Source organism: Mongoliitalea sp. (assembly GCF_054166905.1).
The window spans coordinates 241,854-261,747 of record NZ_JBSZCK010000011.1 but is presented as its reverse complement, the minus strand read 5'-3'; the positions used below and the strand labels follow the sequence as shown (position 1 = coordinate 261,747).

The 19,894-nt window shown below is 41.1% G+C and carries 20 protein-coding genes; 15 read left to right on the top strand and 5 right to left on the bottom strand.

Going from position 1 to position 19,894, the window contains the following annotated elements:
* From ACXIUD_RS03310 to ACXIUD_RS03270, 9 genes are all read left to right on the top strand, one after another.
* On the top strand, positions 1 to 2,104 hold a 2,104-nt coding region (locus ACXIUD_RS03310), incomplete at its 5' end, for an Ig-like domain-containing protein (RefSeq protein ID WP_458051190.1).
* On the top strand, positions 2,101 to 3,021 hold the full coding sequence (locus tag ACXIUD_RS03305) for a PorP/SprF family type IX secretion system membrane protein (RefSeq protein WP_458051189.1): 921 nt from the start codon (positions 2,101 to 2,103) through the stop codon (positions 3,019 to 3,021). The genes ACXIUD_RS03310 and ACXIUD_RS03305, both read left to right, overlap by 4 nt.
* A 97-nt stretch (positions 3,022 to 3,118) precedes the next feature.
* On the top strand, positions 3,119 to 4,204 hold the full coding sequence (locus ACXIUD_RS03300) for an efflux RND transporter periplasmic adaptor subunit (RefSeq protein ID WP_458051188.1): 1,086 nt from the start codon (positions 3,119 to 3,121) through the stop codon (positions 4,202 to 4,204).
* Positions 4,201 to 5,460, top strand: a complete 1,260-nt coding sequence (locus ACXIUD_RS03295) for an ABC transporter permease (RefSeq protein ID WP_458051187.1) — start codon at positions 4,201 to 4,203, stop codon at positions 5,458 to 5,460. Before ACXIUD_RS03300 ends, ACXIUD_RS03295 begins: the two co-directional genes overlap by 4 nt.
* Position 5,461: 1 nt before the next feature.
* Positions 5,462 to 6,148 (top strand): ABC transporter ATP-binding protein, encoded by a 687-nt coding sequence (locus ACXIUD_RS03290; protein WP_458051195.1) that lies wholly within the window; start codon positions 5,462 to 5,464, stop codon positions 6,146 to 6,148.
* A gap of 142 nt (positions 6,149 to 6,290) precedes the next feature.
* Positions 6,291 to 6,506: a hypothetical protein gene (locus ACXIUD_RS03285; protein WP_458051186.1), complete on the top strand. Its 216-nt coding sequence runs from the start codon at positions 6,291 to 6,293 to the stop codon at positions 6,504 to 6,506.
* A complete protein-coding gene (locus tag ACXIUD_RS03280; protein WP_458051185.1) occupies positions 6,487 to 6,963 on the top strand; it encodes a DUF6036 family nucleotidyltransferase in 477 nt (158 codons plus the stop codon). Before ACXIUD_RS03285 ends, ACXIUD_RS03280 begins: the two co-directional genes overlap by 20 nt.
* A gap of 34 nt (positions 6,964 to 6,997) precedes the next feature.
* Positions 6,998 to 7,546: a flavodoxin family protein gene (locus ACXIUD_RS03275; protein ID WP_458051184.1), complete on the top strand. Its 549-nt coding sequence runs from the start codon at positions 6,998 to 7,000 to the stop codon at positions 7,544 to 7,546.
* Positions 7,547 to 7,632: 86 nt separating this feature from the next.
* Entirely contained in the window at positions 7,633 to 8,403 is a 771-nt protein-coding gene (locus ACXIUD_RS03270) for a glycoside hydrolase family 16 protein (RefSeq protein ID WP_458051183.1), read from the top strand.
* On the opposite strand, the gene ACXIUD_RS03265 is transcribed toward ACXIUD_RS03270, so the two are convergent.
* The 4 genes from ACXIUD_RS03265 to mltG are packed head-to-tail and all read right to left on the bottom strand — an operon-like array spanning position 8,400 to position 11,981.
* Entirely contained in the window at positions 8,400 to 9,566 is a 1,167-nt protein-coding gene (locus ACXIUD_RS03265) for a 6-bladed beta-propeller (protein ID WP_458051182.1), read from the bottom strand. The two genes, ACXIUD_RS03270 and ACXIUD_RS03265, sit on opposite strands and share 4 nt — an antisense overlap.
* A complete protein-coding gene (locus ACXIUD_RS03260) occupies positions 9,563 to 10,519 on the bottom strand; it encodes a YihY/virulence factor BrkB family protein (protein ID WP_458051181.1) in 957 nt (318 codons plus the stop codon). Before ACXIUD_RS03260 ends, ACXIUD_RS03265 begins: the two co-directional genes overlap by 4 nt.
* A 5-nt stretch (positions 10,520 to 10,524) precedes the next feature.
* Positions 10,525 to 10,935: an acyl-CoA thioesterase gene (locus ACXIUD_RS03255; protein WP_458051180.1), complete on the bottom strand. Its 411-nt coding sequence runs from the start codon at positions 10,933 to 10,935 to the stop codon at positions 10,525 to 10,527.
* A gap of 2 nt (positions 10,936 to 10,937) precedes the next feature.
* Positions 10,938 to 11,981, bottom strand: a complete 1,044-nt coding sequence (gene mltG / locus ACXIUD_RS03250; RefSeq protein WP_458051179.1) for an endolytic transglycosylase MltG — start codon at positions 11,979 to 11,981, stop codon at positions 10,938 to 10,940.
* Between the two features lie 73 nt (positions 11,982 to 12,054).
* Between mltG and ACXIUD_RS03245 the strand changes: the two genes are divergently transcribed.
* The 6 genes from ACXIUD_RS03245 (at position 12,055) to ctlX (ending at position 18,355) form a co-directional block, all read left to right on the top strand.
* Positions 12,055 to 12,471: a (deoxy)nucleoside triphosphate pyrophosphohydrolase gene (locus tag ACXIUD_RS03245; protein WP_458051178.1), complete on the top strand. Its 417-nt coding sequence runs from the start codon at positions 12,055 to 12,057 to the stop codon at positions 12,469 to 12,471.
* A gap of 36 nt (positions 12,472 to 12,507) precedes the next feature.
* Positions 12,508 to 13,137, top strand: coding sequence for an L-threonylcarbamoyladenylate synthase (locus ACXIUD_RS03240; RefSeq protein WP_458051177.1), 630 nt, complete (start codon positions 12,508 to 12,510; stop codon positions 13,135 to 13,137).
* On the top strand, positions 13,137 to 13,784 hold the full coding sequence (locus ACXIUD_RS03235; protein WP_458051176.1) for a WbqC family protein: 648 nt from the start codon (positions 13,137 to 13,139) through the stop codon (positions 13,782 to 13,784). Before ACXIUD_RS03240 ends, ACXIUD_RS03235 begins: the two co-directional genes overlap by 1 nt.
* A 70-nt stretch (positions 13,785 to 13,854) precedes the next feature.
* Complete coding sequence (locus ACXIUD_RS03230) at positions 13,855 to 16,389, top strand: ATP-dependent Clp protease ATP-binding subunit (protein ID WP_458051175.1); 2,535 nt, start codon at positions 13,855 to 13,857, stop codon at positions 16,387 to 16,389.
* A gap of 90 nt (positions 16,390 to 16,479) precedes the next feature.
* Positions 16,480 to 17,394: a hypothetical protein gene (locus ACXIUD_RS03225; RefSeq protein WP_458051174.1), complete on the top strand. Its 915-nt coding sequence runs from the start codon at positions 16,480 to 16,482 to the stop codon at positions 17,392 to 17,394.
* Positions 17,395 to 17,419: 25 nt separating this feature from the next.
* Positions 17,420 to 18,355, top strand: coding sequence for a citrulline utilization hydrolase CtlX (gene ctlX / locus ACXIUD_RS03220; protein WP_458051173.1), 936 nt, complete (start codon positions 17,420 to 17,422; stop codon positions 18,353 to 18,355).
* Here the strand turns inward: ctlX and ACXIUD_RS03215 are convergent.
* Positions 18,347 to 19,888, bottom strand: a complete 1,542-nt coding sequence (locus tag ACXIUD_RS03215; RefSeq protein ID WP_458051172.1) for a SulP family inorganic anion transporter — start codon at positions 19,886 to 19,888, stop codon at positions 18,347 to 18,349. The genes ctlX and ACXIUD_RS03215 overlap by 9 nt on opposite strands.
* Positions 19,889 to 19,894: the final 6 nt, after the last annotated feature.

Sequence of the window (19,894 nt, the reverse complement as noted above, 5' to 3'; positions counted from 1 at the left end):
AGCCACCCAAAATTTCTGCCCGGGAGCACGAGTGTCCGACTTGAGTGCGGACGGTCAGAATCTCCGCTGGTACATCACACCTACAGGAGGTACCCCATTGGCAGTAGAAACTCCTTTGGAAGATGGCAGGGAGTATTTTGTAACGCAGACGATTGAGGGCTGCGAGAGCAGAAGCAGGCAGACGGTGCGTGTTACAGTGGCCCCTGTTCCGGCGGTTACAGCCACCCCTCTTCAGGAATTCTGCAATGCTGCGCTTATCTCAGACCTTCAGGCTACGGGCACCAATATCCGCTGGTATAGCGACCAAAACCTGAGTGTGGAACTGAGTGGGAATATCCCGCTTCAAAGCGGACAGACCTATTATGCTACTCAGACCCAAAATAGTTGCGAGAGTGTACCGACGGCCGTACAGGTAGCCATCAATGCAGTGGAGGCGCCACAGGGCAATACAGAGCAGGGCTTCTGCCCGGGTGCAACGGTAGCGAACTTGACGGCCAGTGGTACCAATATCCGCTGGTATGCTACCGCTACGGGAGGGACGGCACTTGCTCCGACAGCCCCACTCCAAAACGGCATCACCTACTTTGCGGAACAGCAATCAGGCAGCTGTCAGAGTGCCACGAGGCTGGCGGTTAGGGTAAGCATCAACAGTACTGACCTACCGACGGCTGCAGCAAATCAGACCTTGTGCATCGGTGCTACGGTGAATGAACTTACAGCCACGGGCCAGAATATCCGCTGGTATGCGAGGGCTACAGAAACAACACCACTACCCAATACCGAACAGTTGGTTGATGGTAGAACATACTTTGCAAGCCAGACGATTGACGGCTGTGAGAGTGCAGGCAGAAGGGCTGTTCAGGTACGGGTTGTCAATGTATCCTCCCCGACAGCCCCTCAGAATCAATCCTTTTGCAATGCTGCAACAGTCAGTAACCTGCAGGTCACGGGAACTGCTATCCGCTGGTATAGTGACCAAAACTTGACGCAGTTACTTACCCCGAACAGTCCCTTGGAAAACGGGAGGACCTATTATACCACGCAGACACAAGACAATTGCGAGAGTACGGCGGTGGCAGTACAGGTAAGTATTACAAGTGTGGCAGCACCTACGGGAGCAGTGGAACAGGAATTCTGCAACGGGGCTTTTGTGGATGAGTTGGCAGTGACGGGAACAGCTGTTCAGTGGTTCAGCACGGCCACAGGAGGAAGTCCTTTGGCAGGCAATCTTCCCTTGCAGGATGGAATAACGTATTATGCAGAGCAGACAGTCGGCAGTTGTACCAGTGCCAACAGGCTGGCGGTACGTGTTCGCATCAACACGCCCCAGTTACCGGGCGGCGCTTCTCAACAGACATTTTGTGAAGGAACACCTGTTTCGGCATTGCAGGCCACAGGGAGCAACCTGGTTTGGTATCAAAATGCTACGGGTCCGGAACTGCTGAATCCTACCGATATAATCCAAGACGGAGGTATGTATTATGTCAGTCAGCGAATAGGGAACTGTGAAAGTGCCAGGAAAGAGGTTAGGGCGAGTATCATTAGGGTACAGCCTGCGGTTGCGGAAGAGGAGCAGCAGTTCTGCGAGTCGGAGAGTCCAACCGTTGGGAGTCTTTTTGCGGTAGGTGATGAAATCCGTTGGTACAGCAGTCCGACAGGTGGACAGATGCTCAGTGATAGTGAACAATTGATCAATGGACAGACCTACTACGCAACAAATGTGGTAGATGGGTGTGAGAGTAGTGAGCGAATAGCTGTATTGGTGGACGTTAGACCATGTGAAGTAGAGGTCTTCAATATGGTCACCCGAGATGGCAATGCAAAAAACGAGTACTTGAGAATAACAAATATCGAATCTTTTCCAGACAACCGACTAGAAGTGTTCAATCGCTATGGGGTATTGGTTTGGGCAACGGATGGATATGGACAAAATGGAAACGTATTTCAAGGAGAATCCAATCAATCAGGTGTCTCACAAGCACAGTTGGGACTTCCAACTGGTAATTATTTGTACATTTTAACTTATAAGGACCCTACGAAAACCTTGCCCGTGCGGGTGACAGGATACCTTTATTTACTCAATATTCAACGAAAAGGACTATGAAAAAATCAATCTTACTTACATGTGTTGGATTGCTGATCAGCATTTCTTCTTTTGCCCAAACTGATCCTAAGCTTTCAGTTTTTTCATTGAATCCTTTGTTTTACAACCCCGCTTTTGCGGGCTCGGGAGGGGGATTGAGTGTTATCGGTATCCATAGCAGTCAGTTTGTTGGCTTTGATGGTGCACCCCGCACCCAATACCTAAGCGCCCATGGATTATGGGAGGAGAACGGGGTTGGGTTAGGAATGGATATCTTCAACGATTCTTTCGGAGCAGTAAAAGAAACGGGCTTTAATGGCAATGTGTCGTATTACATGCGTTTGGGGGAAAATTTACGTATGTCATTTGGTGGGAAATTTGGGTTTACCAATGTCAGAGTAGATTATTCTGATTTAAATATTTTTGAACCAGATGAAGATATTATTGCTGAAGGACAGTTTAATTTGATGCAGCCCAATATTGGTTTCGGAACCTATATTTTTACAGATAAATTTTACGTAGGCTTCTCTACTCCAAATGTATTTTCCAGAGAACGATTTGATCCATTTGATTCTGGTATCGGGGTTAGAAATGCGAATCTATTCCTCATTTCAGGCGCCGTACTTCCCATTGATCGCAATGTTACTTTGAGACCAAATTTATTAATGCGAAGTGTTACAGGTGCTCCGATAAGTACCTTGGTTACTGCAATTGCAGATTTTTACGATAATGTGTTTTTAGGTATCAACTGGGAAAACAAGTCCAGCGCAGGTTTATTGGCTGGATTTAGATTTGCTGAGCAGTTTAAAGGAGGATATGCTTTTGATTTTCCTACACAATCTTTGGGAAGGTATACCAATGGGACGCATACCTTTTTTGTGAGTTATAATTTAACTCGGTTTAAAAGAGATGATGGACTTCCTTGTTTTTACTACTAAAGCATTTGAAAGGGTGTCTTAAATGCCTTGATTCTTGGCCTAAAATTATATTTTGTGCGCATCAAATCTTACCTTAGTGCTACCCAAATGAGTCACTATGAGAAGTCTTTTGATTGTCCTCTGTGTTTGGAGTGCATGTTTGGCTGCATGCAGTTCATCAGAAGAAACTACCTATCCCAAGATTAGTAATATTTCCGAATCCGTATTTGCTTCAGGTTTGATTAAGGCAAAAGGTCAGTACCGTGCCTATGCCAATACCAATGGAATTTTATACGCACTTTTAGTGGAAGAGGGAGCAGTCGTCAAAGAAGGCGACATACTTTTAGAGATATCCAATGAATCAGCTAAACTTTCCCGTGAGACTGCGGAGTTGGCTAGAAAATTTGCCGATAGAAAAGAGAATGAATTGAAAATCAAGGAACTGGAAGTTTCCATTGAATTTGCTAAAAACAAATTTGAAAACGATTCACTACTCCTGAGCAGACAAGAAAATCTTTGGAAACAGGGTATTGGTACCGCCAATGATTTGGAGCAACGACGATTAAATTTTCAAAATTCAAAAAGCCAGTACCTCTCCGCTCAACTTCGGTACAGAGATTTTAAACGGGAATTGGAGTTTAATGAACGTAACGCCTCCAAAAACTTGGCGATTTCCAAATCTCTGGAAGGTGATCTTTTACTGCGAAGCAAAATGGATGGAAAGGTATATGCCTTACTGGTAGAAAAAGGAGAGATGGTTACTCCTCAAACGCCCTTGGCTATTATCGGAAGTGCAGATGAATTCATTTTGGAAATGCAGGTGGATGAGTATGATGTCGCTAAGGTCAAGCAAGGACAACGAGTACTCATCAAAATGGACAGTTACAGGGGAGAAGTTTTTGAAGCGGTACTGATCAAAATCAATCCCATCATGGATGAGCGAACGAAGAGTTTTACCGTTGAAGCTGAGTTTGTTCAAAGACCGGAGGTGTTGTATCCCAACTTGAATTTTGAAGCAAATGTATTGATCCAAGCCAAGGAAAATGTCTTGACAATCCCAAGGAATTATTTGATCCGAGATAGATTTGTTTTGGCTGCTGGAGGGGATACCTTGGAAATCCAAGTAGGGCTCAAAGATTATCAATTGGTAGAAGTCTTAGGAGGAATCACCGAGCAGACCAAGTTAAAAAAGCCTACTCTATGAAGTTCGCGCTGATAGCAGAAATTGCAAAAGCCTTGATGCTAGCCCGTGTCAAACAAACGATGGTAGCTGCTGTGGGAGTTATGTTTAGTATTACCATGTTCATTGCACTCTTGGGCTTTATGAATGGACTTAATGATCTCTTGGACGGATTGATACTAAACCGTACCCCGCATATCCGCTTCTACAATGAAATCAAGCCCAGTGAAGAGCAACCGATCAATTTTTTTGAGGAGTTGGCAGGCTTTTATAATATTATTCGCTCTGTCAAACCTTCTGGTACGCGTGTCAATATTTATAACAACGAGGCAATTATTCAGACTTTGGAACAAGATTCCAGAATTTCTGGTGTTGCCCCCAAAATCACTGTACAAGTATTTTTCAATGTTGGGAATGTAGATATTCCAGGTTCTTTGAATGGGGTGCAAGTGGCAGAAGAAAACCGGCTATTTGCCTTCAGTGATTATGTGATTATGGGTGATTTTATGGACTTGCAGTATACAGCTAACAGCATCATTTTGGGAAAAGGTGCTGCCGACCGAATGATGGCGGAGATAGGGGATTACGTGCAAGTAACTACAGCTCAGGGAAACCGCTTGCTTTTGAAAGTAGTTGGATATTATCAATCAGGATTGGGAGAGTTGGACAATATCCAGTCCTATGTGTCCCTAGCCACCGCTCAGAAAATGATCGGAGAACGCTCTTCCTATGTGACGGATATTCAGGTCAAGTTACACGACTTCACCTTAGCACCAACAGTAGCCAAAGAGTATAGTGCCATTTTCGATATTCAGGCAGATGATATACAAACAGTAAATGCTCAATTTGAAACAGGTTCGGACATTCGTTCGATGATTAGTTATGCGGTAGGGATCACTTTGCTGGTAGTCTCAGGATTTGGGATTTATAATATCCTGAATATGATGATCTATGAGAAAATGGATACCATTGCGATATTGAAAGCTATTGGATTTTCCGGAACAGACGTGCAACGGATATTTACCAGTATCGCTCTTTCCATAGGTTTGGTGGGAGGGACCTTAGGCTTGGTCTTTGGGTATTTAGCCTGTTTAGGAATTGAACAGATACCTTTTGAGACAGAGGCCTTGCCAACAATCAAAACCTTTCCTGTTAACTTTAATCCTAAGTTTTACATGATTGGAGGGATTTTTAGTTTGGTGACAACCTATCTCGCAGGATTTTTTCCTGCAAGGAAGGCGAGTAAAATCGATCCCGTTGAAATTATCCGAGGGAAGTAATATGAAGAAATCTACGGTCATTGAAGCAAAGAAAATCAATAAGTATTTCTACAGTCCCGGAAAAGTTCAGGTACTCAAAGAGGTTACGTTTTCGGTCAATAAAGGAGAATTTGTATCTGTGATGGGGAAATCGGGTTGCGGTAAGTCCACCTTACTGTATGTGCTTTCTACAATGGATACCGATTATGAAGGGCAATTGTTGTTGGATGATCAATTGATTACAGGTCAGCCTTCTCAGGTACTGTCTCAACTCCGAAATGAAAAAATCGGCTTCGTATTTCAATTTCATTATTTGATTCACGAGTTTTCGGTCTTAGAAAATGTGATGATTCCGGGACTTAAACTTAATAAGCTAACTCGAGAAGAAGTTGAGTACGAAGCAATGGAAAAGTTGAAAATATTTGACATGCAGGACCATGCTTTAAAAAAAGCCAATCAATTGTCAGGTGGACAAAAGCAGCGGGTTTCCATTGCGAGAGCCTTGATCAATAATCCGCTCATCATTATGAGTGATGAACCTACGGGTAATCTGGACAAGAAGAATTCGGATATTGTTTTTGGGATTTTTCGGGAATTGGTTCAGGAATTTCATCAAACCATGTTGATGGTTACCCATGATGTAGAGTTAGCAGAAAAGACCGATCGGACGATTTGGATGGAGGATGGGAGGATAATTTCCCATCAGTGAGGCTTGATTGATAAATCTAAAGTGTTCTTGAATTACACATGACATATATCAAGGAAGCTGAAATTAATAGTATATTTGAATATCAGGGATAGTATAGTAGTAGCTGAACATCACAGTGGAAAGCCATTAAAACTTATTGAAAATGAAGTTAGACAGAAAGGCGTTTAAAATACAGTCATTTAAAGAAGCAGCTAATCATCAGCAGTATTACAGAGAACTACCTGAAGAGGAAAAAGAAAATCTCTTTATTAAACTAATGCAAGCAGCATATGGATTCATAGGAGAAGATTGGCCAAAAATGGATAAAAATCATTTTGAGGAAAGAACATTGTTGAAAAGTGGAAAGAGTAAACCTTAATATATTTAATGACGACTTCAAAGACTTTATAGAAAGTTTAAATAAGTATGAGGTTGAATATATCCTAATTGGCGGATATGCAGTGGTTCTCCATGGATATCAAAGGACAACTGGAGATTTAGATATTTGGGTAAATCCAACAGAATTCAATTATGGAAAGCTTTTAAAAGCTTTTTCCTTTTTTGGTTTTCCTAGTGATGCTATTGATTTGAGGAGATTTTTAAACGTTGAAGCTTATAATGTATTTACTTTTGGGAGACCTCCGATGGCTATAGACATTGTTACAGCCATTCATGGTGTTGATTTTAAAGATGCCATCCAAAAAGTTAACCATATTGAAGTCCAAGGTATGAGAGTTTGCCTTTTGAGTATGTCAGATCTAATTGCTACCAAAAAAGCTTCAAACAGGTACAAAGATTTGGATGACCTAGAAAATTTAAGTGCTGATGATAAATAAAAAACTACTAATATTCATACTTACAGCGTTTTTAATGATGGATAAACATGCTGTTTTTGCCCAATCTCTTCCCACCATCTTGATCACCTATCATTCCGAATCGGGAAAAACCCAATCCATGGCCAAAGCAATTGCCACAGGTATCGAACAGGTAAGTGGAGTGACTTATTTGCTCAAGCCCGTCCATGAAGTGACCCAAGAGGAAGTTCTAAATGCAGATGCCATCATCCTCGGTTCTCCAGTATACAATGCCAACATGACTCCACAAGTACAGGAATTTATCAATTCTTGGCCGTTTGATAGCAGGCCTTTAAAAGATAAAATTGGAGCAGTATTCGTCACAGGAGGAGGTTATTCCATAGGAGAGGAGGCAACCATGTTTGCCATGATCCGCTCCATGATGATTCATGGAATGATCATCGTAGGAGGGGATGAACTGGAAGCAGCTTTTGGTGCTTCTGCGATTACAGGTGAGGGAGCTTTTGAAGGAAAAGAAGTACAGGAGATTTTTTTAAAAAAAGCTGAGGGATTGGGAAGGAGGGTTGCTGGTCTTCTTTTGAATCAAACCGGACAATTAAATTAATAAGATTTTCCTGTATGCACTTATTTCATAGATTATCTTCCTTATTATTTCTACTGTTAGCATGCATGTCTTGTAAATCTCATCAATTGAATAATTTATCTTTAGTCTGGTCAGACGAATTTGACTATAAAGGCCTACCCGATCCTGAAAAATGGGCCTTTGAAGTTGGGCATGTGCGGAACATGGAGCAACAGTATTACACCGGGAAGCGATTGGAAAATGCTGAAGTCAAGAAGGGTAAGTTGATTATAACAGGAAGAAAAGAAAAATTTCCCAATGCCGCTTTTCAGCCAAAGTCCACCAATTGGAGAACATCCGAACCCTTTGCAGCCTATACTTCGGCTAGTATAACCACACAAGGATTACATGCCTGGACTTATGGGAGAATAGAAGTTAGGGCTAAACTTCCCAGAGGAAAGGGAATGTGGCCTGCCATTTGGATGTTGGGTAATAATTTTGAGGAAGTGGGTTGGCCGTATTCAGGTGAGATTGACATCATGGAACATGTTGGAAAAGAGCCTTTGGAAATACACGGTACAGTACATTATCCTACTGGAAAAAAAGATGAGTTTTTATCTGACGGGGGAATACTGAAGAAAAAAAGATTAGCCCGTAAATTCCACATCTATGCCATTGAGTGGACCGAAGAAAAAATAGATTTTTTTGTCGATGATATGCTCTTTCATTCCTTTGAAATTGACCAAGCAGGCAAAGGTTCTGACAACCCCTTCCGCAACCCACATTTCCTTATCATCAACCTCGCTATGGGAGCCAAATGGCCAGGGCCTATAGATGATAAAGTCCTACCACAGCAGTTTATCATTGATTATGTGAGAGTGTATCAGAGAAACAATTAAAAACCCTTCAGCTTCATCCTGACTAAAACTAGTTTTTCTTCCTTCAACGCTTCCTTCTTTTCATCAAAAAATCGATGAAGTTTGGAGTTTTTAGCGTCCACTTTCTGCCCCTGAAATGTTTGGACATATTCGTTGAAGAATGTCCTCGAGTCCATCTGATAAATAATCCAATCATCATGGTAAGTCCAGGAGTATTGTTTTAAGGGGAATTGGTCAATATCATTCTCGATACCTGCGATAATCTTAACGATATTTAAATTGAGATCTAAGAAAACCCAATGGGACTTCCTATAATCATAAGTAGCCGAAATAAAGTAACCAAAAGGCATAGGGAAAAAATTATTCACATGATCTATCTTTTTATTTTCTTCAAAGTATTGCGTAATGGCTCGAGTATCTTTTCCTAGTCTAACTTTCGTTTCCCAGTCCATTTGATATTTCCCGAAGTCAAAAACAATACTGTCTCTAAGGTATCCTTTTGGGTCAAAGATGTAGACATTATTAGTAAATATTTCGAGAAAGTAGATTTCCTTGTTTACTCCTACCTGAAAATTATGCACATAACCAAAAGGAATTAATTGGTTAATTCCTTCTCTAGCAGGGATATATCCTTTCGTGTCTGAATTGGATAAGCGTATAAAAGTGTTTTGATCGGGAATTTCTCCATAAGGAAAATGTTCTAGCGTATAGTCATCTCCAAAATAGGTCCATTCTGAGGCTAGATTCTTTGTTTCTTCTAATAGGTTTCCTTTTAAATCAAATACAAGACTCTTTTTTGCATACCCTACAGTTACCCGGATTTGATTGTCACCGATCAGAGACATCCCGTCAAAAATCCGAAATTCACCAGGTCCATCTCCATAGTTGCGGATGATGTTTTTTAAATTTCCAGCAATATCAAAGATAAAAATACTTGCATTTTCCCGGCTTTCTACAATGATATGTTCATCCGTAAATAGCATTTTATACGCATTGACAATAGGTGACTCGTCTGGGTACTCCAACAGTATGTAATCTAACTCCTCAAAAATTTCAGAGGCTAGATACTTTTCACCTTGGTCCAAATCAATTTTAATGGAAGTAGAAGCATTTTTTTGCGAACAGCTGAACTGCAAGCAAAGAATGGATAGCAATACCCAACTATTGAATAGCAGTTTGTTCATCCTATGCCTGATTGAAATGAGATTACCCGTTCTTTTTTTGCATCGGCTGCTTTGTCCAAACTTACATTGATTTCAAAAGCTACCAAAATAATCAAAGAGGTGATCAACAACCACAACATCACAGCAATCATTGCTCCGATCGACCCATAGAGTTTGTTGTAATTTGCAAAATTATTGAGGTAGTAAGAAAATAAGTAAAAACCCATGGTGATAAGAAAGCCAGCCGTTAAAGAACCAGCTGAGAAAAAGCGCCATTTGTCATGAACAGCCGGTGCAAATCGAAAGATGTAGGCGGTGGCAATCGTAAACAGGGAAAGCAATACCAAAAACCGAAAACCAGCTAATAAATAGTAGTACAGGTTGGAGGAAACAATCTCCCATTCAGAAATAGCGTATAAAATGCTGCTGCCGATGATCATAATCAAAACTGCACCGATAATTGATAAAACAAGCACGAATACAATACTTACCGCAATAGCTCTCGTAGTAAAAAAGCTTCGATTTTCTTTGGTCTTATATACTGCGTTAAAAGCACTCATCATAGAAACCACCCCATTGGTTGCTAAAAACAAGGCTAGGAAGAAACCCAAGGACAGTAAACTTTGTCTGGGTTTGCTAACGATGTCCATGATGGTGGATTCTGCTTCGTTGTAAATTGCAGACGGGATAATTTCAGCAATGAACATCAAGATATTTTGAGTGGTCACAGAAGGAAAAAACAAACCGATATATGGAATGATATTTAGCAAAAAGAGAAGCAGCGGAAACATGGCAATGGTAAAATTAAAGGCCATGGCCGATGCCCTTTCATTGATTTCATCTTTTTTTAGTTGCTCTATAAAAATCCTACCAACATCATAAAGGTTTTGATCAGGATTTCCCAGATGAAATTTTTTCAAAAGTTTCGCCTTTCGGCTGAGTTTGATGGAAAACAATCGAATGTATCTCTTCACAACAGCTATTGGTCAAAATAAGGCCGTAATAAATCTAACAAATATTGCGGAGGTCTACAGGGTCTATGAGAATCTTTTTTCAAAAATGTCAAAGTAGTCCACCCTTTGGTTAGCAAATCTCCCTGCTCATTGATGACTTCATACTCGAATTTGATCCGAATACCAGGCATCTCTGGAATGATAGTTCGAATAGTAAGCAATTCATCGTATTTGCCTGGTTTGATAAATTGGGTATGTAGTTCCAATACAGGCATAATTACCCCATCATCCTCCATTTGCTTGTAAGAAAATCCTGCTGCGCGGAGTGCTTCCACACGGGCCACTTCAAAATACATGGCATAATTACCATAATAGACGTAGGCCATCTGATCGGTTTCTGCATAGCGCACACGGACTTGAGTAGATGCTTCAAACATGGTTAAAATATTTTGGCTCGGTTGAGGGCTGCCTGATATCTCCGTGCATTGGCCAGATGATCATTGTAATTGGTAGCAAAGGCATGATAGCCTGAGAAATCATCTTTGGCACAGAAATATAAATAGGAATGGGATTCAAAGTTCAAAACCGCATCCAAAGCTGAAATTTCTGGTAAATTGATAGGTCCCGGAGGCAAGCCTGTGAATTTGTACGTATTGTATGGGCTGTCAATTTCTTTATGGACATTCAAAACTCGTTTGATTCCAAAATCCCCCAAAGCAAACACCAAAGTTGGATCAGCCTGAAGGGGCATATTGATTCGTAATCGGTTAAGGTATACACCGGCTACCCGCGGTCTTTCATCACTTTTTTGAGTTTCCGCTTGGACAATAGATGCCAAAGTGGCTACCTGAATAGGGCTAAGACCAAGTTCAGTTGCTTTTTGCTTGCGCTGATCTGTCCAAAATGCCTGATATTCTCGATACATCCGGTCAAATAAGGCTTCCGCACTGATGTTCCACCAAACCTCATAAGTATTGGGGATAAACATGGCCATGATTGTTTCTTCTTCAAAACCAAATTTTCGGATATTAACCGAGTCTACTAAAAGGTTTAAAATTTGCTGCTCATTGACTTCAATGGTTCGGGTGATTTTTTCAGCCAAATCTTCTTTGGTACGTACATTGTTAAAGGTAATCCGCTCTGGAGTCTGTGCACCGGAGCGAAGCAATCTGACCAAATTCAGGTTATTCATTTTGGGCTGAATAATGTATTTACCAGGCTTGACTGCCTCCTGATAGCCCATCGTTTTAGATACAAAGCCAAAAGTCAGGGCTTCTTGAATTACCTGATTGTCATACAAACTATCCAATACCATCTGAAAAGTGGCATTGGTAGGTATATATAAGGTGTAAGGACTGTCTTTATCCGTAAGTGCATTAGGGCTAAAAAAAGCTTGATAAAAATAAAAGGAAAAGGACGTCAACAATACTGAGAAAGTGACGATTAGTACCAGATAAACTTTTGTTTTTTTGTCCTCAAACATGATTAAATGCTCAAATTTTCTTGATTGCTGGCAAAAATAGCGATTTTTGTCCATTGCATAACTACGTTAATTTGTGTCATACGTTATACCAGTCACTTGCGGAATCATCATCTGGGATGCACGGGTCTTGTGTGTACAGCGCAGTGAGTCTATGCATTTGCCTCTCAAATGGGAATTTCCCGGCGGGAAAGTAGAAGAGGGGGAGGATCATCGAGCCTGCCTTCAGCGCGAAATACAAGAGGAACTACATTTGCGTATTACGATTGTGGGAGCCCTGACACCGGTAGACTTTCAGTACAACGATAAGCCACCTATTCGTTTGATTCCGTTTATCGCAACCTGTCTGCAACCTCAAGTGAAGTTGCAGGAACACCGTGATTTGGTATGGTTAGCTCCGGAGCGATTACTCGAGTTGGATTGGGCGGCAGCAGATCTCCCCATAGTAGAGGAATTCATGAATTGGTGGAAGGCCCACAGCCAACAAATTTAAATTTCGTATCTTTGCAAGCTCAAAAGTTGAAGTCCCATGGCAGCCGAATTCATAAAATTATATGCAGAAAATCCCGAAATGCGAAAAATAGAGCGCATTGTAGAGGTTTTAAGAAATGGAGGAGTCATCATTTATCCTACGGATACTATTTATGGAATGGGCTGTGATATCCGAAATCAGCGTGCCATTGAGAGAATTGCACGAATCAAAGGCATCAATGTGAAAAAAAGTAACTTTTCATTTATTTGTTACGACCTGAGCAATATTTCGGAATTTACACGTGCTTTGAGTACACCTGTTTTCAAGGTCATGAAAAAAACTTTACCAGGCCCCTACACTTTTATCCTGGAGGCCAATAATAATGTACCCAAAATGCTCAATAGTAATAAAAAAACAGTAGGTATCCGGGTGCCAGACCATGATATTCCACGCTTGCTTGTTAAAGAATTGGGTTCACCTATCATCACTACTTCTATCCGGGATGAGGATGATGTGATTGAGTATAGCACAGATCCTGAATTGATCTATGAAAAGTACAGAGATTTGGTAGATATAGTCATTGATGGGGGATATGGTCAAAATGTGCCTTCCACCATTTTGGATGGTACTTCAGGAGTGGTGGAATTGATCCGTGAAGGTTTGGGACCTATTGATGAAATTCTTTGATGCATTCAGAAGCTACAACTGCACTTATTGACTTAAGCTACCTGCCAAGATTGGAATTTTTTGCAGCGATAGTTGATCAACAAAATCTGCTGTTGGATGAGGAAGCCATGTATCAAAAGCAGTCGATTTTTAATCGTACGAATATCTTGTTAGCCAATAAGGTAGAATTATTATCTATTCCGGTCTATGGTGCACGGAAAAAGCAACGGTATCGTGATGTAAAGATTGACTACAATCAAAAATGGTTACAAGTACATTTGCGTGGAATTCGCAGCGCTTATGGAAAGGCACCATTTTTTGAGTACTTTTTTCCGGAGCTGGAGGGGGAATTTATGAAAAAACCTGCCTTTTTGTGGGATTTAAATGAGTCTTTACTGACACTTTGTCTGAAACTTTCTAGGATCAATATCCCAATTGAAAATAAATCCGTACATATCGATAATCAAGATATCTTGGATTTGAGGGAGCTGACGCGGGAAAGAGCTGAATTTACGGAGCGAAAATATTATCAACCCCATCCATACCCCCAGCTTTTTGGTGCAGACTTTGTTCCTAACCTGAGTATCATCGATTTGTTGTTCTGTGAAGGACCCTCTGTTAAGAAAATATTGGAGCTTTCCAGAAAAAAAATAGTGAACAATCTTTAAAAGGATTGTGTTTTTAAAACAAATTCGGTAGTATTAGTACAGAATTCAACTTAATTCAGAAAGGAAATACATGGAAGCAAAATTTTCAAACAGAGTTAAAGAGGTGATCTCCCTTAGTCGCGAAGAAGCATTGCGGTTGGGGCATGATTACATTGGCACAGAGCACCTCTTGCTGGGCATGATCCGAGAAGGAGAAGGAGTGGCTGTTTCCATACTTAAAAAACTAGGAGTTCCGCTAGATGAGCTCCGTAATGCGATTGAGCGGGCAGTGAAAGGTACTGCTAGCCATAATGTAAAAAATCTTGCCAACATTCCCTTGACTAGGCAATCTGAGAAAGTTTTGAAAATCACATACTTGGAGGCTAAAATTTTCAAGAGTCAATTGATTGGTACTGAGCATCTATTGTTATCCATCCTACGAGATGAAGACAATATTGCAACACAGATTTTGCATAAATTTGACACAACTTACGACACTGTCAAAGAGATGCTAGAGTTTCAGACGGATGCAGGTCCAAGAGGCAAAGCGGAAGCAGACGATCCAGATGATGATAGTTCCAAATTATTTGGTGGATCATCTGGTAGCGGTTCAAGCTCAGGTGCCTCAAAAGGTGGTGCCGAAAAATCCCGAACCCCGGTCTTGGATAATTTCGGAAGAGATTTAACCAAAATGGCTGAGGATGATAAATTGGACCCAATCATCGGAAGAGAAAAAGAAATCGAGCGAGTAGCTCAAATCCTGTCCAGAAGAAAGAAAAATAATCCGATTCTAATTGGAGAGCCGGGTGTTGGTAAAACTGCCATTGCAGAAGGCCTTGCGTTAAGAATTGTTCAGAAAAAAGTTTCCCGTGTCTTGTTTAACAAACGTGTGGTAACCTTGGATTTGGCATCTTTAGTAGCTGGCACCAAATACAGAGGGCAGTTTGAGGAACGTATGAAAGCTGTCATGAATGAATTGGAAAAATCACCGAATGTGATCCTATTTATTGATGAGTTGCATACCATTGTAGGTGCTGGTGGAGCGAGTGGCTCTTTGGATGCTTCCAATATGTTTAAGCCTGCCCTAGCCAGAGGAGAAATCCAATGTATAGGTGCTACCACACTTGACGAGTACAGGCAGTATATCGAAAAAGATGGAGCCTTAGCCAGAAGATTCCAAATGGTCATGGTGGATGCTACGACACCTGAGGAGACGGTTCAAATCCTGAATAATATCAAGGATAAGTACGAAGATCACCACAATGTCATATATACTTCAGAAGCTATTGAAGCTTGTGTGAAGTTGTCTGATCGCTACATTTCTGATAGATTCTTGCCGGATAAGGCTATCGATATCTTGGATGAAGCGGGTGCACGTGTGCATATTAATAATATCCATGTTCCTGAAGATATCCTAAAACTGGAAGCAGAAGTAGAACATATCAAAATTGAGAAAAACCGCGTCGTTAAAAGTCAGAAGTACGAAGAAGCGGCTCAATTGAGAGATAAGGAGAAGAAGTTGTTGGAGCAGTTGGAGACCGCCAAGCAGAAGTGGGAAGAAGAAAGCAAAACCAAACGCTATAAAGTAGATGAAGAAAATGTAGCCGAGGTAATCGCTATGATGACGGGTATTCCTGCAAAAAGAATCGCCCAAAAAGAAGGTGCTAAGCTCCTGAATATGGGTGAGGATCTAAAAGCGAAAGTCATTGGTCAAGAAGAGGCGATTAAAAAGCTAACAAAAGCAATCCAACGTACGAGAGTAGGATTGAAAGATCCTAAGAAGCCAATCGGTTCATTCATTTTCCTAGGTCCAACAGGGGTAGGTAAGACTGAGTTAGCCAAGATGCTAGCTACTTATTTGTTTGACAAAGAGGATTCTTTGGTAAGAATCGATATGTCTGAATACATGGAGAAATTCTCTGTTTCAAGATTGGTTGGAGCGCCTCCGGGATATGTGGGCTACGAAGAAGGGGGGCAGTTGACAGAGAAAGTCAGAAGAAAGCCTTACTCTGTAGTCTTATTGGATGAAATCGAAAAAGCTCACCCAGATGTATTTAATATTCTCTTGCAGGTATTGGATGATGGTATTTTGACTGACGGATTGGGTAGAAGAGTTGATTTCCGAAATACGATTATCATCATGACTTCCAACATCGGTGTGAGAGATCTGAAGGATTTTGGAGCAGGGATTGGTTTTGCCTCCAAAGCCAAGCAAGAAAGCATGGATGAAGTGATGAAGTCCACCATCCAGAATGCCTTGAAAAAAGCATTCAGCCCTGAATTCTTGAATAGATTGGACGATGTAGTTGTATTCAATTCTCTAGAGAAATCACATATCCATCAAATCATTGATATCAGCTTGAACAAATTGTTTAGCAGAATCACCGATTTGGGTTATGCCATCGAATTGACCGACAAAGCCAAAGATTTCTTAGCGGAGAAAGGCTACGATCAGCAATACGGTGCAAGGCCATTGAATAGAGCAATCCAAAAGTATTTGGAGGATGCCTTGGCTGAAGAAATTCTGAAGGGTGAACTATCAGAAGGGGATATCATCACAGCGGATTATCCAGGAGAAGGAGAATCGCTCATCATATCAGTGAAAAAACAGGAAAGTGCTTCCTAAACCATAAAGCCCGGGTTAAGCCGGGCTTTTTTTTAACAAAAAATAACCGAATACCGCATATTTTGGTGCTTCAATTTCGTAAGAGTCTTCATGGTCCGCATTAAAAAATTATTCTTCAAACTCTTTTTGATTGGCTTGGCATTTCCTTTTTGGATTTCTCAAAAGGTACCCCAGACCAAAAGTCTACCCTTGATTCCCGAATATCAGGATTCTCTGTATTCTGGACCAAAAAGTATGGGTAAGTTGGAGAATCCAAAAATTGATGAAGCTAGTGGATTGGCTTTTTCCCGAACTCATAAAGGATTAATGTACACCCATAATGATAGTGGTGGGAAGCCCCATGTATTTGTGATAGACACCTTAGGAAAAAGTGTTGCCAAGATTAAATTGAAAGGTGTGCGCAATCGAGATTGGGAAGATATAGCTATAGGGCCAGGGCCCCAAAAAGGAACAAACTACATTTATGTGGGCGAAATAGGGGATAATGATGCAAAGTACGATGAAATCAAGATTTACCGCTTTCCTGAACCTGCAAGCTTTGAGGAGGATGTAGAAGTGGAACCGGAAACCCTCGTGCTAACATACCCCGATGGTCCGAAAGACGCTGAGACATTGATGGTAGATCCTATTTCTCAGGATGTTTATATTCTATCAAAAAGAGACAGTGCCAATATCTTATATAAAATTACGCAGGAAGACTTCAAGAAGGACACAGTGGTGTTGAAGCGTTTGATTGAGTTGCCATTTACCATGTCTGTGGCAGGGGATATCAGTGCCTGTGGTTCCAAAATTCTCGTCAAAAATTACTTGATGGTTTTTTATTGGGAGCGAAAGGCTGAGGAAACCATTGAACAGGCCATGGCTAGAGAGCCTTTGATTTTACCTTACAAGCCGGAACCTCAGGGAGAGGCCATAGCATGGCATCCATCTGTCGATAGCTATGTGACTCTCAGTGAAAAGCGTTTTAATATCTGGCCCGAACTGTATCGGTATACCAAAAAATAGCTAATTTCGTAGCAAATCAGCAATCATGAGCCAGCAGACCAGTTCGACCATCCTAATGGTCAGACCATCCAATTTTGGATTCAATCCAGAGACAGCCTCCAATAACTTTTATCAAAAGCAGGATACGCGCTCTGCTCAGGAAATCAATGCTCTCGCAGTTCATGAATTTAACGGATTTGTTGACTTACTTCGTTCCAAAGGTATTTCAGTGATCGTTGTAGAAGACACCCAAACCCCCATAAAAACAGATGCTGTTTTCCCCAATAACTGGTTCAGTACTCATGACGATGGACGGGTTATTCTATATCCCATGTTTTCCCCCAATCGAAGATTGGAGCGCAGAAAGGATATTATAGAGTTGTTGATTAATGGGGGCTTCAAGGTAGATGAGATTATAGATTTAAGCTTTTTTGAACAAGATGAGCAGTACTTGGAAGGTACAGGCAGCTTGATTTTGGATCGTGTCAACCATGTTTGTTATGCTTGCAGATCTTTAAGAACGCATGCTGTTCCATTGGAGTATTTCGGTAGATTGATGGATTATGAATTGATTGAGTTTGATGCAGTACAAGAAATCAATGGACAACTAAGCCCTATTTATCATACCAATGTGATGATGCATGTGGGCTCTGACATAGCCATTATCTGTTTAGAAAGTATCCCTTCTGCAGCGGAGCGCTTGCAGGTGCAGGTGTATTTGGAAAAGACCGGTAAAAAGATTGTGCCGATTACTGCCAAACAAAAATTTGAGTTTGCAGGGAATATGTTGGAAGTAAAAAATGTCCAAGGGAAAAAGTTTACGGTCATGTCCAAAGCAGCTTTCAATTCTTTAAGCAATGCTCAGATACAGACCATTGAACGCTTTACTGAAATTATCGCTCCTGAAATCCCTACCATTGAAAAGTTGGGTGGGGGAAGTGCTCGATGCATGATGGCAGAGATTTTTTTACCCTCAGTGTAAGTCACTGACAGAAACCGTTTCAATCTGAATAGTTTCTACTTCGATATTTTTGTTTTTTGCAGAAACCTTGAAGTTTTCGATTACCTCCAAAACGTCATAATCGATTGTTTTGGACTTAGACCCGTCAATGATCACTTTACGATCTGCTGGAATTGCATTCAAGGTATTAATTAAGGCTCCTTTATTCAAAAAACTAACCTCTTCTGAAAGTGTTATATGGATCACTTTTCCATTATCTTCCGTACGCTCCTCCATAAAGTGAGAATTTCGAAGATTAGCAAGTAAGATATAGATGATTGATACGGTAATACCTAATCCAATTCCAAACAGCAGGTCTAAGAATACCACTCCAAAAACTGTGATCACAAATGGAAGGAATTGATTCCAGCCAAGTTTGGCCTGTTGCTTAAATAAGGAGACTCTTGTTAGTTTATAACCGACCATCACCAAAATTGCCGCTAAACTCGCTAAAGGAATCAAATTGACTATACTGGGAATCAATAGAACGGTACCAAGGAGTAGGAATCCATGAATAATCGCTGAAAGTTTGGTGTGAGCACCTGCACTGATATTGGCAGAACTTCGTACAATGACCGCTGTCAAAGGTAACCCCCCGATCAACCCGTTTATGATATTACCAACTCCTTGGGCAAAGAGTTCTTGATTAGGAGGAGAAATTCGTTTATAAGGGTCGATTTTATCCGCTGCTTCCAAACTCAATAGTGTTTCCAAACTCGCAATTACAGCTATTGTGATAGCAACAACCCAAAGTTGACGAGTGAAGATTCCCGAAAAGTCGGGGGTAGAAAACAATCCTACAAAGTCATTCCACGAGCTGGCTTTTGGAAGTGTTACCCGCAATGCCTCGTCCAAGAGGAAATTAGGAATGAAAAGTCTAAATCCTTCATTTAACAAGATGCCTGCAAGAACAACGAGTAAAGGTGCGGGTATAGTTTTTCTAAAAGACTTTTCCCTGGTACTTTTTTTATCCCAAAGAATCAAAATGCTGATGGAAACTACAGCAATTATGAAAGCTCCGGGATTCACTTGGGTAGGTTCTGAACCAAAAATCTCAAAGGGATTTAAATATGATAGTTGGGACAATTTACCTAAGCCAAGTAGATAAGGAGATTGCTTGATAACAAGGATAATTCCAATTCCTGCCAGCATTCCTTTGATGACAGATGTAGGAAAAAAATAACCAATGACACCAGCCCTTGCTACGGATAAAATCAGCTGAATGATACCCGCAAGAATTACCGCAGCGAGGAAACTTTCAAAACTTCCCAAATCATTGATTGCAGCATATACGATTACTGTCAATCCCGCAGCGGGTCCTGATACGGAAGTATGCGAACCCGAAAGTAAACCTACCACTACGCCACCGACAATTCCAGCGATAATCCCGGAGAAAAGAGGCGCACCAGAAGCCAAAGCAATTCCCAAACACAATGGTAAAGCAACTAAAAAGACCACCAACCCCGAAGGGAGGTCTTTTGAAATGTGTTTGAAGAGGTCCTTACCTCCAATCATGGCTTT

What these genes read in the sequence shown, in the direction of transcription:
- ACXIUD_RS03305 (WP_458051189.1), top strand. Translation starts at nt 2,101, where the DNA reads ATGAAAAAATCAATCTTACTTACATGTGTTGGATTGCTGATCAGCATT.
- ACXIUD_RS03300 (WP_458051188.1), top strand. Translation starts at nt 3,119, where the DNA reads ATGAGAAGTCTTTTGATTGTCCTCTGTGTTTGGAGTGCATGTTTGGCT.
- ACXIUD_RS03295 (WP_458051187.1), top strand. Translation starts at nt 4,201, where the DNA reads ATGAAGTTCGCGCTGATAGCAGAAATTGCAAAAGCCTTGATGCTAGCC.
- ACXIUD_RS03290 (WP_458051195.1), top strand. Translation starts at nt 5,462, where the DNA reads ATGAAGAAATCTACGGTCATTGAAGCAAAGAAAATCAATAAGTATTTC.
- ACXIUD_RS03285 (WP_458051186.1), top strand. Translation starts at nt 6,291, where the DNA reads ATGAAGTTAGACAGAAAGGCGTTTAAAATACAGTCATTTAAAGAAGCA.
- ACXIUD_RS03275 (WP_458051184.1), top strand. Translation starts at nt 6,998, where the DNA reads ATGATGGATAAACATGCTGTTTTTGCCCAATCTCTTCCCACCATCTTG.
- ACXIUD_RS03265 (WP_458051182.1), bottom strand. Translation starts at nt 9,566, where the DNA reads ATGAACAAACTGCTATTCAATAGTTGGGTATTGCTATCCATTCTTTGC.
- ACXIUD_RS03255 (WP_458051180.1), bottom strand. Translation starts at nt 10,935, where the DNA reads ATGTTTGAAGCATCTACTCAAGTCCGTGTGCGCTATGCAGAAACCGAT.
- mltG (WP_458051179.1), bottom strand. Translation starts at nt 11,981, where the DNA reads ATGTTTGAGGACAAAAAAACAAAAGTTTATCTGGTACTAATCGTCACT.
- ACXIUD_RS03240 (WP_458051177.1), top strand. Translation starts at nt 12,508, where the DNA reads ATGGCAGCCGAATTCATAAAATTATATGCAGAAAATCCCGAAATGCGA.
- ACXIUD_RS03235 (WP_458051176.1), top strand. Translation starts at nt 13,137, where the DNA reads ATGCATTCAGAAGCTACAACTGCACTTATTGACTTAAGCTACCTGCCA.
- ACXIUD_RS03230 (WP_458051175.1), top strand. Translation starts at nt 13,855, where the DNA reads ATGGAAGCAAAATTTTCAAACAGAGTTAAAGAGGTGATCTCCCTTAGT.
- ACXIUD_RS03225 (WP_458051174.1), top strand. Translation starts at nt 16,480, where the DNA reads ATGGTCCGCATTAAAAAATTATTCTTCAAACTCTTTTTGATTGGCTTG.
- ctlX (WP_458051173.1), top strand. Translation starts at nt 17,420, where the DNA reads ATGAGCCAGCAGACCAGTTCGACCATCCTAATGGTCAGACCATCCAAT.
- ACXIUD_RS03215 (WP_458051172.1), bottom strand. Translation starts at nt 19,888, where the DNA reads ATGATTGGAGGTAAGGACCTCTTCAAACACATTTCAAAAGACCTCCCT.